The sequence below is a fragment of the Kitasatospora sp. NPDC054795 genome (genome assembly GCF_053611565.1).
Genome location: NZ_JBSHAP010000066.1, coordinates 38,372 through 52,012 on the forward strand (window position 1 = coordinate 38,372; position 13,641 = coordinate 52,012).

12 protein-coding genes are annotated in these 13,641 nt (G+C 74.9%); 5 read left to right on the forward strand and 7 right to left on the reverse strand.

What is annotated here, in order from left to right; translation table 11 throughout:
• Positions 1-60: 60 nt before the first annotated feature.
• Positions 61-936, reverse strand: a complete 876-nt coding sequence (locus ACWGJO_RS23510) for an ABC transporter permease subunit (RefSeq protein WP_452186534.1) — start codon at positions 934-936, stop codon at positions 61-63.
• Entirely contained in the window at positions 933-1,856 is a 924-nt protein-coding gene (locus ACWGJO_RS23515; RefSeq protein WP_452186536.1) for an ATP-binding cassette domain-containing protein, read from the reverse strand. Before ACWGJO_RS23515 ends, ACWGJO_RS23510 begins: the two co-directional genes overlap by 4 nt.
• 126 nt (positions 1,857-1,982) lie before the next feature.
• On the opposite strand from ACWGJO_RS23515, the gene ACWGJO_RS23520 reads away from it, so the two are divergent.
• The gene (locus ACWGJO_RS23520; RefSeq protein ID WP_452186537.1) at positions 1,983-3,200 is read left to right on the forward strand and encodes a sensor histidine kinase; all 1,218 of its coding nucleotides are present in this window, start codon (positions 1,983-1,985) and stop codon (positions 3,198-3,200) included.
• Positions 3,201-3,250: 50 nt separating this feature from the next.
• Complete coding sequence (locus ACWGJO_RS23525) at positions 3,251-3,892, forward strand: response regulator (protein ID WP_401053574.1); 642 nt, start codon at positions 3,251-3,253, stop codon at positions 3,890-3,892.
• A 64-nt stretch (positions 3,893-3,956) separates the two neighbouring features.
• Here ACWGJO_RS23525 and ACWGJO_RS23530 read toward each other — a convergent pair whose 3' ends face one another.
• Together ACWGJO_RS23530 and ACWGJO_RS23535 are read right to left on the reverse strand one after the other, a co-directional pair.
• On the reverse strand, positions 3,957-4,796 hold the full coding sequence (locus ACWGJO_RS23530) for an SAM-dependent methyltransferase (protein WP_452186539.1): 840 nt from the start codon (positions 4,794-4,796) through the stop codon (positions 3,957-3,959).
• Between the two features lie 122 nt (positions 4,797-4,918).
• Positions 4,919-5,668: a hypothetical protein gene (locus tag ACWGJO_RS23535; protein ID WP_452186541.1), complete on the reverse strand. Its 750-nt coding sequence runs from the start codon at positions 5,666-5,668 to the stop codon at positions 4,919-4,921.
• A gap of 454 nt (positions 5,669-6,122) precedes the next feature.
• On the opposite strand from ACWGJO_RS23535, the gene ACWGJO_RS23540 reads away from it, so the two are divergent.
• Positions 6,123-8,930 (forward strand): hypothetical protein, encoded by a 2,808-nt coding sequence (locus ACWGJO_RS23540; RefSeq protein WP_452186543.1) that lies wholly within the window; start codon positions 6,123-6,125, stop codon positions 8,928-8,930.
• A 105-nt stretch (positions 8,931-9,035) separates the two neighbouring features.
• Here the strand turns inward: ACWGJO_RS23540 and ACWGJO_RS23545 are convergent, their stop codons facing one another.
• From ACWGJO_RS23545 to ACWGJO_RS23555, 3 genes are all read right to left on the reverse strand, one after another.
• Positions 9,036-10,049 carry a DUF1648 domain-containing protein gene (locus tag ACWGJO_RS23545; RefSeq protein ID WP_452186545.1) on the reverse strand — a complete coding sequence of 338 codons (1,014 nt, stop codon included), beginning with the start codon at positions 10,047-10,049 and terminating at the stop codon, positions 9,036-9,038.
• Positions 10,046-10,393 (reverse strand): GntR family transcriptional regulator, encoded by a 348-nt coding sequence (locus ACWGJO_RS23550; RefSeq protein ID WP_452186547.1) that lies wholly within the window; start codon positions 10,391-10,393, stop codon positions 10,046-10,048. The genes ACWGJO_RS23545 and ACWGJO_RS23550 overlap by 4 nt, the downstream gene beginning before the upstream one ends.
• 113 nt (positions 10,394-10,506) lie before the next feature.
• Positions 10,507-12,297 carry an oleate hydratase gene (locus ACWGJO_RS23555; protein WP_452186549.1) on the reverse strand — a complete coding sequence of 597 codons (1,791 nt, stop codon included), beginning with the start codon at positions 12,295-12,297 and terminating at the stop codon, positions 10,507-10,509.
• Positions 12,298-12,580: 283 nt separating this feature from the next.
• On the opposite strand from ACWGJO_RS23555, the gene ACWGJO_RS23560 reads away from it, so the two are divergent.
• A complete protein-coding gene (locus tag ACWGJO_RS23560; protein ID WP_359900302.1) occupies positions 12,581-13,129 on the forward strand; it encodes a universal stress protein in 549 nt (182 codons plus the stop codon).
• A 6-nt stretch (positions 13,130-13,135) separates the two neighbouring features.
• A complete protein-coding gene (locus ACWGJO_RS23565) occupies positions 13,136-13,552 on the forward strand; it encodes a hypothetical protein (protein ID WP_452186551.1) in 417 nt (138 codons plus the stop codon).
• Positions 13,553-13,641 lie beyond the last annotated feature (89 nt).

Below are 13,641 nucleotides of genomic sequence, written 5' to 3' on the forward strand. Positions count from 1 at the left end.
GGCCTCTCCCCTGCGGGGCTCCTCGCTGCGGGCCTTCCGCTCCGGGCGCCCTCCCGGCCGTCAGTGGTCCCGGCGGTGGACCGCGGCCGCGGCGACGGCCGCCGAGGCCAGCGACCACACGGCGAAGGTGACCCAGGCGCCCGTGACGGTGGCCGGGTACTCGGACGGGCGCATTCCCGCCAGGGTGGTCCGGGCCAGCCGCTGCCAGGCGGGCATCGGCAGGGCGTGCAGCAGGTCGGCGCTCCAGCGGTAGCGCTCGGTGACCAGCGAGGGAAGGAAGAACAGCACCACGACGGTGCCCACCACGGCGCCCGCGCTGTGCCGGATCAGGGTGCCGAGGCCGAGCCCGACCAGCGCGCAGACCGGGCCGAACAGCACCGCCGCCGCGACGTACCGCAGCGCGGCCGGGTCGGTGACGGACTGTCCGATGCCGGTCCCGGCCAGGATCGCCTGGCTCCCGCCGAAGGAGACGCCGACGGTGAGCACCCCGTAGCCGAACAGCACGGCGGCCAGCACGCAGGCCTTGGCGAGGATCACCGCCCGGCGGTCGGGCACGGCCGCCAGGGTGGTGCGGATCAGCCCGGTCGCGTACTCGCCCGCGATGACGATCGCGCCGAGGCCGCCCGCGACCAGCATCAGGATGTCGGCGGAGGCCAGGTTGAAGGCGTCGTTCAGCGCGGTCTGCGCCATGACCGCCGGATCGCCGTCGCCCGGCGTCCAGTGGTCGCGGGTGTACACCGCGGACTTGAGGTTGGCGGCGATGCTCGCCAGGGCGCCGAGGCCGAGCACCCAGGGGATCGAGCGCAGTGACCAGAGCTTGATCCACTCGGCGGCCAGCAGGTCGCCGAAGCGGGCGCGCGGCTCGGTGGCGGCGCGGGTGGGCAGGGCGGCGGCGCCGGTGGGCTCGGTGGCGGTGCGGGTGGGCAGGGTGTTCATCGGGGCTCTCCGGCGAGGTATTCGACGCTGTCGGCGGTCAGGTCCATGAACGCCTCCTCCAGGGAGGCGCCCCGGGTGGTCAGGGCGTGCAGCAACAGGCGCTCTTCCAGGGCGAGTTCGCCGATCCGGGTGGCGTCCAGGCCGCTCACCGCGAGGGTGCCGTCCGGTCCGGGCCGCACGGCCGCGCCGGCCGCCGTCAACACGGCCGCCAGCCGGTCGGGTTCGGCGGAGCGGACGGTGACGGCGGCCCGGCCGGTCCGGGCGGCGAACCCGGTGAGGCTCTCGTCGGCGAGCAGCCGGCCGCGTCCGATCACCACCAGGTGGTCGGCGGTGTGCTCCATCTCGGCCATCATGTGGCTGGAGACGAAGACCGTGCGGCCCTCGTCCGCGAGCCGCCGGAACAGTCCGCGCACCCAGAGCACGCCCTCCGGGTCCAGCCCGTTCAGCGGCTCGTCGAACAGCAGCACCGGCGGGTCGCCGAGCAGCGCACCGGCGATGCCCAGGCGCTGGCGCATCCCCAGCGAGTAGCCGCCGATCCGGCGCCCGGCCGCCGCGGCGAGCCCGACCTCCTCCAGCACCTGCTCGACCCGCGCGGCCGGGATCGCGTTGGCGCGGGCCAGCGCCCGCAGGTGGGCCCGGCCGGTGCGCCCGCCGTGCGCGTCGCCCGCGTCGAGCAGCGCACCGGCGTGCCGCAGGCCGCGCGGCCTGCCGCGGAACGGGCGGCCGTCGACGGTGGCGGTGCCGGAGCTGGGGTCGCCCAGGCCGAGGACCAGTCGCAGGGTGGTCGACTTCCCGGCGCCGTTGGGGCCGAGGAAGCCGGTGACCAGGCCCGGCCGGACGGTGAAGGAGAGGCGGTCGACGGCGGTGCGGACGTGCCGGCCGCGGCCGTAGCGCTTCGTCAGTTCGGTGACTTCGATCATGGGGTCCACGGTGCCCGGGGGAACCGGCCGGGCGCATCGGACCGGCGTCGACACCGCAGGTCACCCGCGGTCGTACAACCAGGGTTGGACGACGGCGTACGGCGGCCGTCGCTACGATCTTGAACCATGCCCTCGACCCCTTCCCCGCCGCTGTTCCGGCGCGTCCCGCCCGAGGTCTGGGTCGGTCTCGCCTGGTGCGCGGCCGCCGGCTACCCCGCCGTACGGCTCGGCGGCGACGCCGCGCAGCACCCCGGCGCCGCCGCGCACGGCGGCTGGGCGTTCACCCTGGCCGACACGGTGCTCGCCTTCGCGGGCGCGGCGCTGGTGCGGCGGCTGCCGGTGCTCTCGGTCGCCCTGCTGCTGGTCGCCGCGTTCACCGAGACCGACGGCTGGGCCGGCGGCGTCCAGGTGCCGCCCGGTGCGCTGCTGGCCGTGGACACCGCGCTCTGCCTGATCACCGCCGACCGGCCCCGGCGCAGCTCCCGGGCCGCGTTCGCGCTGGTCATGGTCTTCCTGTTGCTGCATATCGGCCTGGTGCGCGGCAGCACGGTGGGCATCTTCACCGGCACCCACATCGGCTCGGCCGACGGCGCCGCGCTGCTCGCACTGGTCGCCTGGCTGGTCGGCCGTTCGGTGCGGCAGAACCGGGAGCACGCCGAGGCGCTCAGCGCCCGGGCGGCCGAGGAGGCGGTCACCGCCGAACGGCTGCGGATCGCCCGCGAGATGCACGACACCGTCGCGCACAGCCTCGGCATCGTCGCCCTCCAGGCCGGTGCGGCCCGCCGGGTGATCGACCGTCGGCCGGAGCGGGCCGCGCAGGCGCTGGGCGAGATCGAGGCCGCCGGGCGGGAGACCCTGGCCGCGCTGCGCCGGATGCTGGTCGCGCTGCGCCGGGCCGACGGCGAGGCCTCGGCGACGCTGTCGCAGGGCCTGGCCGACCTCGACCGGCTGGCCGGGGCGACCACGGCGGCGGGGGTGCGGGTGGAGGTCCGGCGGCACGGCGAGCCGGGGCCGCTGCCGCCGGAGGTCGACCTGGCGGCCTTCCGGATCGTCCAGGAATCGGTCACCAACGTGGTGCGGCACGCGGACGTGGACGCCTGCGTGGTGGCGGTGGACCACCGCACGGCGGGGGAGCTGTCCGTCGAGGTCACCGACCGGGGGCGGGGCCGGGGCCGGGCGCCCGGGGCCGGGTTCGGGCTGGCCGGGCTGCGGGAGCGGGCCGTCCTGCTGCGCGGGGAGTTCGAGGCCGGGCCGCTGCCCGGCGGCGGATTCCGGGTGGCCGCCCGGCTGCCCGTGCCGGTGTCGGTCTCCGGGCCGGTCCCGGCCGAGGGGGCGGGCGCGTGATCCGGGTGGTGCTGGTGGACGACCAGCCGTTGGTGCGCGCCGCGCTGGAGATGGTGATCGCGGAGACGGACGACGTCGAGGTGGTGGGCGAGGCGGGTACCGGGGCGGAGGCCGTCCGGCTGGCCGCCGAACTGCGGCCGGACGTCGTGGTGATGGACATCCGGATGCCTGGCATGGACGGCATCGAGGCCACCCGGTTGGTGACCGCCGACGGCGGGCCGACCCGGGTGGTGGTGCTCACCACCTTCGACGAGGACGAGCACGTGTACGCGGCGCTGCACGCGGGGGCGTCCGGATTCCTGGTCAAGGACATGGCGCTGGACGACATCCTCGGTGCGGTGCGGGTGGTCGCCGCCGGGGACGCGCTGATCGCGCCGGGCGTCACCAGGCGGCTGATCGGGGCGTTCATCGCCGGCCGCCCGCAGTGGCCCGGGGGTGGTGGGCACGCCCCTGCCGCCGCTGCTGCGGTGGCGGCCGAGCGGCGGCTGGCGGCGATCACCGGGCGCGAGCGGGAGATCCTCACCCTGGTCGGCCGGGGTCTTTCCAACACCGAGATCGCCGCCGAACTGGTGCTCAGCATCGCGACCGTCAAGACCTACATGACACGGCTGCTGGCCAAGCTCGACGCCCGGGACCGGGTGCAGCTGGTCATCCTGGCCTACGAGGCGGGCCTGGTCTCCGTGTCCGCTTGAACGGGCCCGGCCGGCCGGGCCCGTCGCAGAAACGATTCGGCACTCGATCACGAGGAGCCGGAGCTCAGCGCTTGACCGCCACGCCCGCGTACATCGCGATGTCCCGGTCGCGGACGGGCGGGGCGTCGGCGTCCGGCCGCCAGTGGTGCACCAGCGTGACGCCCGGGTCGAGCAGCTCGTAGCCCTCGAAGAACGCCTCGGCCTCGGCCTTGTCGCGGATCTGGAGCGGGATGCCGCGCGCGTTGTACTCGCGGCCGACGCCACCCACGCCCACTGGGTCGGTGTCACCCGTGAAGACCGTCAGGGCGAGGAAGCTGCCGGGGGCCAGGGCGTCCATGAAGCGGCGCACGATGCCCTGCGGGTCGTCCTCGTCCAGCACGAAGTGGACGATCGCGATCAGCGACAGCGCCACCGGCTGCGAGAAGTCGAGCACCTCGCGCAGCCGGGGGTTGTTGATGATCGACTCCGGGTCGCGGAAGTCGGCGTCCACGTAACAGGTGCGGCCCTCGGGCGTGCTGTCCATCAGGGCCCGCGCGTGGGTCAGCACGATCGGGTCGTTGTCCACGTATCCGACCCGGGCCCCGGGCGCGATCGCCTGGGCGATCTCGTGCAGGTTCGGCGAGGTCGGGATGCCGGTGCCGATGTCGAGGAACTGCCGCACGCCGTACTGCTCGGCGAGTCGGCGCACCGAGCGCTGCATGAAGTCGCGGGTGGTGCGCATCGAGATCGGCAGCGACGGCCAGGCCTGCACCGAGGCGTCCGCCGCGACCCGGTCCGCCTCGAAGTTGGTCTTGCCGCCGATGAGGTAGTCGTAGACCCGGGCGGAGTGCGGAACGTCCATCCGCAGGTCCACCGATGGGTAATCCTCGTGCGGACCGTGCTCCGCCCGGATCTCGTTCGCCATGCTCGTTCTCCCGCTGCTGGGCGTCCGTCAGTGACCGCCGAGGTGGCGGCCCATGGTGCGCATGGTAACGGTCGACCGGTGCGGCGGAATGACGGGCCCTCAGGCCCGCGCCTCCGGGTGCCTCAGGCCCGCGCCTCCGGTTGCTTCGGGTCGAGCGCGGCGGCGCCCGCCTGACGGGGGACGGCGGCGGACCCGGCGTCGCCCCGGCCGTGCGCCGCCAGTTCGAGTGCGGCGCCGATCCACGCGATGCCGAAGGCCCACGTCGCCAGCCACTCGCACAGGTACAGCGGCCGCACCGACCAGCCCGAGCCGAGGCCCGTCACCCCGGCCAGGACGGAGAGCGCCAGGGCGACCAGGATCACCACCCCGGCCACCAGGTAGGCCGTGCTCACCCGGGCCGGCTGGGTGGAACGGGGATTGCGGAAGGAGTGGAGGCAGAACAGTGCCAGCATGACGAACAGCAGGCCGGCGAAGACCAGGTGGAACACTCCGACGGTGCGCTGGACGCCGGAGGCGCCCGCCGGGGCCGTCGGGCACAGCGCGACCCCGACCGCGAAGAACCCGGCGGCCGTGCTCCAGCGGTCGTCCCGGCGGTCGAAGCGGTAGCAGATCAGGAACACCCCGAGGGCGCACAGCGCGCCGACGAAGAGGTTCCGGGTGTCGGTGTAGTACGCGGCGCTCATCGAGCCCGGCCAGAAGTCGTCGGTGCTGCGCCCCGTCACCTCGGCGGCCAGCCAGTTGCCGAACGGCAGGGCCGGCGGCAGCAGGACGCCGATCAGGCCGACGCCGAGGCGAAGGATCGCGATGGTTCGAACGTCCTGGATGCTCCGCCGGACACCGGGGGAGTTCTGCGTGCGCGAGTCGTGCGTCACGGACGCCTCCTTGCCTTTCCACGGGCTCCTCGGCCCGCTGTTCCTCCGGTCGCGGGGGACGGGGTGGGGCGGCGTCGGACGGGCGCCGCCACACACCTGAGCGACCGTCATCTTGTGTACCCGCATCGGCGTTCGAAGCACCACCGATTTGAGCGGTTTACGCCCTCAATGACCGTCCGGAGAACCTCGGGTCACCATTCACCACGGCCGTGACGGCTCCACCGGTTCAACTCCCCCGCGGAGAGCCGGGAAGGCGGCTGCCACCAGCCCAATCGTCCTTGACCGGGCAGGAATTGATATATGCGATTCCCTTCCGATCGGTGATCGGATCTGACAACATCGTCCGCTGTCCGGTCGCCGGAGCCCCGTGCACCGGTGACCCGTGCGCCGCCGTGCGCCGTGTCCACCCCGGCCGATCGGCGGCCGCCGTCCCGCTGCGCCTCGTGGAGGAACCGTGACCACCAAGGCCGACCCCGCCGGGCCCGCCGGGACCGCCCTCCGCCCGGCCCGCTGGGTCCGCACCCGGCTGCGCGCCAGCCCCTCGGCGGCCCTGCTGACGGCCGCCCTCGCCTTCGTCACCGTCCTGCTGGCCGTGGCCGTCCCCCGCGTCACGGACCGGAACGCGGACGCGGCGCTGCGGGACTTCGTGCGCCAGAAGGGCATCCACGCGACCAGCCTGCACTTCGCCTCCAAGGCCCGCCCGACCGACACCGCCGCCGCCCTCGACGCCGTCGACCGGGACATCGTGGCGCGCGTCGGCGCGACGGTGGCGCTGGCACCGGACCGCCTGGCCCACGGCACCAGGACCGAGACCAACCCGGTGTACAACCCGGGCTACCACCGGGTGAGCCAGGACATCCCGCCCAGGATCCTGCTGATCCGGCTGCAGGGCCTCGCCGACCGGGTCACCCTGACCGAGGGCAGCCGGCCCGGCCCCGCCGCGGCCGGCGACCCGGTGCCGACGGTGGTGAGCCGGGAGGCCGCCGAGGCGATCGGCATCAAGGTCGGAGACGTCCTCGACAACGGCAGCAGCGGCCCCGACCACCGGCGGACCACCGTGGTGACCGGTATCTACCGGCAGAACGACCCGTCGGACCCGTTCTGGGTCGGCATCGGCTGCCCGAACCGCCCCTGCCTGGGGCTCGACGCGGAGCACGGCAACTGGCAGGAGGTCACCGGCTTCGTCGACGACGGCAGCGTGGGCGCGCTGACCGCCTGGAGCCCGTCCGTCCAGAACTTCTGGCGGGTCTCCGTCGACCCCGCCCCGCTGCGCGCCGACCGTCTGGAACGGACCCGTGCCGCCGTCGCGCCCCTCCTGGCCGGGCCGGAGGCCGACGCCCTGGTCACCGCGACCGGGCGCGCCGACCTGCGGGTCGTCTCGACGCTGCCCGTGGTCCTCACCTGGGCGGCCGAGCGCTACCGGGCCGCGATGGCGCTGGGCGCGGTCGGCCCGGCCGGCGTCGCGGGCGTCGCCGCCGTGGTGCTCTGCCTGGCCGCCGCGCTCGGCACCGACCGGCGCGCCGCCGAGCTGCGGCTGCTCCGGGCCCGTGGCTGCTCGCGCGGCGGGGTGCTGCTGCGGCTGCTCGGCGAGAGCGCGGTGACGGTCCTGCCCGCCGCGGTAGTCGGAGCGGTGCTCGCCCTGGTGCTGCTGCCCACCCCCCGGTGGGGCTTCGCGGTGGCGGCCGGCCTGGTCGCCACGCTGTTCGCCCTGCTCGCCTTCCCGGTGCGCGCCGCCCTGCTCCGGACGCACCCCCGGCGGACCGGGCCGTGGCGCCGGCTGATCGGCGAAGGCGCGCTGCTGGCCGTCACCGCGGTGGCGGTGGCCGAGGTCCGCCGGCGCGGCGTCGGCCACCCCGACCGGGGAGCGGATCCGCTGCTGGTGGCCGCGCCGCTGCTGCTCGCCGTCGCCGGCGGGCTGCTGCTGGCACGGATCGAGCCCGTGGTGATCGGCCGACTGGCCGCCCTGGCCCGCCGGGGCCGCGGCCTGATCGGCTTCCTCGGCCTCTCCCGGGTCTCCCGCGACCACTCCGGCCGGCGCCGGCCCTCCGCGCTGCCGCTGCTCGCCCTGCTGATCGCCGTCACCGCGACCGGCTTCGGCGCCACCCTGCTCGACGCGGTGGCCCGCGGCAGGCTGAGCGCCGCGCGCCTCGCGACCGGCGGCGACGTCGCCGTCTCCGTCCCGGGCTACGCGACCCTGCCGGAACCGTTCCTCAGGGCCGCGGGCGACCTTCCGCAGGCCCGGGGCGCGACGGCGGTCCGGGTGGACCCCCGGGCGCTGTTCGTCGGCGCCGACGCGAACAACTACACCAAGGTGACCCTGGTGGTCGCCGAGCCGACCGCGTACGCCGAGATCGCCCGCACCCTCGGGGCCGGCGAGTTCGACCCGGCGAAGCTCGCCGGCACCCCCGGCGGCCCGGACACCCCGGTGCCCGCGCTGTTCAGCCGCGACCTGGCCGCGCGACTGGGCGCCGGCGCACCGACGGTGCACCTGTCCACCGCGAGCGAGCTGCGCACCACCGTCGCCGGGATCGTCACCGCGACCCCGGCGCTGCCGGAGCCGGCCCTGCCCTTCGTCGTGGTGCCCAGCGGTCCGGCGGTGGAACGCCTGCCGGAGCTCGGCCGGTGGACCGGGTGGCTGGCCGTGGGCGACGGCCTCGACCCCGGGCGGATCAGGTCGCTCCTCCTGGAACGCGGCCTGGTCGAGCCGACCGGCCTCGCCAAGCTCATCTCGGAGAACGCCGCGGCGGACGGCAAGGGCGACCACGGGCTGCCGCCGGCCTACGCGGTGGGCAGCAGCCGCGAGTACGCCGCGCAGCTCGCCGACGACCCGCTGCAGCAGGCCGCCGGGCGGCTGTTCTGGTACGCGGCGCCCGCCAGTGCCGGATTCGCCGTCCTCGCGGTCCTGCTGACGCTGCTGCGCGCCGCGCCCGACCGGACGGCGGTGCTCGCCCGGCTGCGCACCATGGGCCTGCGACCCCGTCAGGGGCTGGCGCTGATCGTCGCCGAGGCACTGCCGCGGACGCTGGCGTCGGCCGTCGGCGGTGCGGTGGTCGCGGCGGTGGCGGCCGTCCTGCTCGGGCCGGCCTTCGACCTCTCCACCCTGATCGGCGGCAAGGCCGGCGACGGCCTGGGCCCGGCGGTGCTGCCGGTGCTGCTGCCCACGGCGGGACTGGCGCTCGTGGCCTGCCTCGGGGTGGTGCTGGAGACGCTGGTCGCGGGACGGCGGCAGATCGCCACCGAACTGCGCGCGGGGGAGTCCTGACGGCGGTGCGAGCGGTGAGAGCCGTGCAAGCGGTGCGAGCAGTGGAAGCGGTGGGGCGGCCCGGCCGTGGTGGCCGAACCGCCCCTTCGCCTCCGCCGGGACGGTTCAGCCGGCCGGCTGCCCGGCGCGCGCGATCAGCGCGTTGAGCAGGGCCGCCCCGCGCTCGGCGTCGTCGACGCTGACCGCGAAGTCCGTGCCCTGACGGGTGCGGACCACCAGGCAGACGCCCCCGCGCAGCATCACGGTGGTGCCGAGCCGGTTCATCCGGTAGCCCCAGCCGCCCGCCTGCGCGGCGGTGCGCTGCTCGGCGCGGGCGGATTCGAGCTCGGCGGGGGACCAGTGGCGCACGGGCCGGCCGAACGGGCCGAATCCGACGGTCAGGCCGCCGGCGGTCACCCGCGCCCGCACCGAGGAGCAGGCGAGGCACGCGAGGGAGACGACGGCGAACGGCACCACCAGCGCCCAGTTCAGCTCGGCGACCCCGCTCGCGGCGGCCAGCACTCCCGCCACCGTCACCAGCGCGAACACCGCGGCGGCCAGCTGCAGCCACGGGTTGGCGGCCCGGGAGAGCCAGACGAACCGCTCGCCCGCGGGCATCTCCAGCGGATCCGCCCCGGCCGCCGGGAGCCGCTCGGGCCGGCCGCCGAAGCGGCGGCCGGCCAGCAGGGCCAGCAGCCCGGCGAGGCCGGTGGCCAGCAGGATCAGGACCACCTCGACGCCCATCGGTGCGGCGTCCTGCCAGCGGGCGCGGTCGAGGTTGGCGTGCACGATCGAGGTCTGCGCCCCCGTCAGCAGCACCCCGCCGGCCGCCAGCGTGGCCGCCGCCGCCCCGGGCGACCGGTCGGCCCAGTACCGCCGCACGGCCACCGAGGTGAGCACCAGGACCGCCCAGAACGCGGCCGGGAACAGCGCGGCCGCCGTCAGCGACATCGAGCCGTTCGGCTCCCGCCCGCCCCAGTGGGTGGCCAGCGGGTCCGGCAGCCGGTGGCGTGCCACCAGCGGCAGGGCGATCAGCAGTGCCAGCACGCCGACGGACCAGGCCGCCGCGGCCCAGAGGGCACCGCGAGCCGCCGGTCGCTCCGCCGTGGTCGCTTCCTTCGTTGTGCCGTCGTCCGTCACGACATCCCCCTGATCATGTCCACGAGATCGTTCCTGCTGTAGCCGAACCGGGCCGCGTCCTCGACCAACTGCCTTACGCGGTTCACCAGTTCAGATCGGGTGTCGGCGCCGGCCGCGATCGTGATGCCGCGGCCCCGGCGGAACTCCAGCACCCCCTCGTCGCGCAGCGTCCGCAGCCCGCGCAGGACGGTGTTGGTGTTCACCCCCAGCGCCCGGGAGAGCTCCCGGGCCGGGGGCAGTTTGTCCCCGGGGGCGCACTCGCCCTCGGCGACGGCCCGTCTGATCGCGCCGGCGACCTGTTCGTGCAGCGGTCGGGTGTCCCCGATGTCCAGCTTCAGCAACATAGTGCTACTGACGATAGCACCATCCATGTCTTGTGCCACTGCCACTGCCACTGCCGCCACTGCCACTGGCCTCGGGGCGGTGCTCCCCGCCCGCGGCCACCTCCGCTCGTCGGCTACCTCCGCTCGTCCTCGATCAGGCCGAACTCCTGCATCAGCTCGCCGATCTCGGTGGCCTCCAGCCGCCGTAGCAGCCGCTTGCGCAGGAACTCCGGCCCGGGCAGGTCGAGTTCGGCGCCGTCGCGGAGCCTGGTGGTGGCGGCGAGCAGCTTGCGCACGTCGTAGGTGGAGTTGAACACCTCGGGCACGCCGCGCTCGACGTCGAGCAGCCGGTAGACGGCCTCCATGCCGGTGCGCACCGAGTACTCGGTGGTGAAGACGCAGTCCCGGGTGGTCTCCGCGAACTGGCCGATGAAGGCGAAGTTGACGGCGCCCCCGGGCACCACGTCCGGCCGGTCGCCCGCGTGCCGGGGCAGGAAGAACGACGTCACGTACGGCATCATCACCGGCACGCAACGGGCGGCGTTCGCGGCCAGGTCGGGGATCTCGCCGACCGGCACGCCCAGGTGGTACAGCCACTCCTGGGTGATCTCCTCGCCGGTGCACGCCTGCATGGGCTTGCGCACGAAGTCGCCCGGGCGGTCGACGAACAGCGAGTAGACCCAGACCACGATCCGGTCGGCGGGCTGCTGCTTGAAGTGCGGCTGGCGGTTGACCGTCCAGCTCAGCAGCCAGGAGGAGTCCCGGGCGGTCACGATGCCGCCGGTGACCACGCCGCCGCTGAACGGGTCGCGCTTGGCGACCTTCTGGATGTAGTGCGGGATGCGCGGGTCCAGGGTGGTGACGGTCGCCGACTCCCACTTGCTCTCGGCGATGTTGCCGCAGAACACCTCGGGGCGGCCGAAGGCCGGGTCCTTGGCGGCGATCCGGCACCACAGGTCCCAGGCCGGGGCCGGGCCCTCGTCCAGCCGGGCCGGGGTGTGCTGGTCGCCGTCGTCGGAGTTCTCGGTGAGCGAGCCGATGGTGGTGAACACCAGGTCGTCCGGGCCGAGGTCCACCCCGCCCTCCCGGCCGGCCTCCCGCCAGTGGATCCGGGTGGCCTGCTTGCGGCCGGGGGCGTCCCGGGTGGCGGGGGAGACGTCGAAGTCGATGTCGGTGACCTCGACCTCGTACCGGAACCGGACGCCCTGGTCCATCAGCCAGTGGGTCAGCGGCAGGACCATCGACTCGTACTGGTTGTACTTGGTGAACTTCAGCGCGGACAGGTCCGGCAGGCCGCCGATGTGGTGGATGAAGCGGTGCAGGTAGAGCTTCATCTCCAGGGCACCGTGCCACTCCTCGAATGCGAACATGGTCCGCCAGTACAGCCAGAAATTGCTGTCCAGGAAGTGCCGGGAGAAGACCTCGTCGATCCGCTTGCCTTCCAGCTCCTCGCGGGTCGCGAGGAAGACCCGGACCAGGTCCTTCTGGGCCTTGTCGTCGAGTGCGAACAGGCCGTCGGTGCGGGCGTCCTGGCCGCGGCGCTCGGTGACCCGCTGGAGGGAGAGGTTCGGGTCGTCCTTGTTGAGCCAGTAGAACTCGTCCAGCACGGACGCGCCCTCGATCTCCAGCGAGGGCACCGAGCGGAAGAGGTCCCACAGGCATTCCATGTGGTCCTCCAGCTCGCGCCCGCCGCGGACCACGAAGCCCTTCTCGGGCACCTCGATCCCGTCCAGCGCGCCGCCCGCCAGCTTGAGCCGCTCCAGGATCGTGATCCGCTCGCCGGGCACCTGCCCGTCCCGGACCAGGAAGGCCGCCCCGGCCAGCGCCGCGAGCCCCGACCCCACGAACCACGCCCGCTTGCGTTCGGCCCCCTCGGGCTTCCTCGGCCGGGCGAACGCCTCGTAGTTGCCGCTGCTGTAGTACAAGACCGTGCTCCCTGGAACGTTCGACATCGAACCGCTCGTCGGGCATGCCGCATCCCGGCGGGCCGTCTCCATCCACCCATCCGGCGGTGCTCCTCGCCTGTTGAGTAGGCCGAACGGGTGAGGCCCGGACGGCCCGGACGGTTCGGACGCCCGGCGGGCCGCGTATGGAGCGCGTTGGGAACACCGGCCGGAACGTCAGGAAGCCGTCAAGGAGAGCAGGTCAGCCCCTGTGGCGGCGGTTGGGTGGAGGACGACGGCGAACACGACCACACGAGGACGGATCATGCACGGCAACGGGAGTTCGAAGGCCGCCCCCAGGGTGGTGGTCGGGGTCAGCGGGTCGCTGGGAAGCCTGGCCGCCCTGCACCGCGGCGTCGCCGAGGCCCGCGACCGCGGTGCCGTCCTGGTGCCGGTGCTCGCCTGGGAGCCGCCCGGCGGCGAACACGGTTACCGGCGCTCGCCCTGCCCGCCGCTGCTCGCCGCCGTCCGGGAGGCCGCCGAACGGCGGCTGCGGGACGCCCTCGACGAGGCCTTCGGCGGCGCCGACCCCGGCGTGCCGCTGAGCCCGGTCGTGGTCCGCGGCGAGACCGGACCGGCCCTGCTGCACATCGCCGACCGGCCGGACGACCTGCTGGTCCTCGGGCGCAGCGGCGGCCCGCTGCACCGCCGGCTGCGGCGATCGGTGCCCGGCCACTGCGCCCGGCGGGCGGGCTGCCCGGTGCTGACCGTCCCGGTGCCCGAGCTGCTGCACGACCTGGAGGCCCTGCACCGGCGCACCCGATGGCACCTGCCGGTCGCCACCGAGCGCGAACTCGCCTCGATGCAGCGGTAGTCCGCGGTGCGGATGTACTCGGCCCGGCCCGGCGGGCGGCGCTGCCGCCCGGTGCCCGACCGGTTCCCGGACGGCACCTCCGGCGCCGTCGCGCTGCTCGCCGGCGGCGCTCTGGCGCTCGCCCTCGGCGCCGTCGGTGAACTGCACGCCGGCCCGCTGCCGTACCTCGCCCACCTGGCGCTGTGCGCCCTGGTCGGCCGCCGCTCCCGGCCGGTGGACGCACCGCTGATCGGCCTGGCCGCCTGGCTCTGCCACAACGCCTTCTCGGAACACCGCCACGGCGAACTCGGCTGGGCGGGCCCCGGGCCGGAGGTCGGGCACTACGCGCTGTTCACCGCCGCCGCGCTGCTGGCGGCCCTGCCCGCGGCCCTGCCGCGCCGCACCGTACGGGCGTTCCCGCCGCGCCCCGACGGCCCGCGCTGAGGCGCCGCCCATGGACGGTCCGCCCGTTCGGACGGACTGCCCGTTCGGACGGACCGCACCGGGGAACCGCGGTCCCGGCCTGTATCCGG

What these genes read in the sequence shown, in the direction of transcription:
- ACWGJO_RS23510 (WP_452186534.1), bottom strand. Translation starts at nt 936, where the DNA reads ATGAACACCCTGCCCACCCGCACCGCCACCGAGCCCACCGGCGCCGCC.
- ACWGJO_RS23515 (WP_452186536.1), bottom strand. Translation starts at nt 1,856, where the DNA reads ATGATCGAAGTCACCGAACTGACGAAGCGCTACGGCCGCGGCCGGCAC.
- ACWGJO_RS23520 (WP_452186537.1), top strand. Translation starts at nt 1,983, where the DNA reads ATGCCCTCGACCCCTTCCCCGCCGCTGTTCCGGCGCGTCCCGCCCGAG.
- ACWGJO_RS23525 (WP_401053574.1), top strand. Translation starts at nt 3,251, where the DNA reads ATGGTGATCGCGGAGACGGACGACGTCGAGGTGGTGGGCGAGGCGGGT.
- ACWGJO_RS23530 (WP_452186539.1), bottom strand. Translation starts at nt 4,796, where the DNA reads ATGGCGAACGAGATCCGGGCGGAGCACGGTCCGCACGAGGATTACCCA.
- ACWGJO_RS23550 (WP_452186547.1), bottom strand. Translation starts at nt 10,393, where the DNA reads ATGTTGCTGAAGCTGGACATCGGGGACACCCGACCGCTGCACGAACAG.
- ACWGJO_RS23560 (WP_359900302.1), top strand. Translation starts at nt 12,581, where the DNA reads ATGCACGGCAACGGGAGTTCGAAGGCCGCCCCCAGGGTGGTGGTCGGG.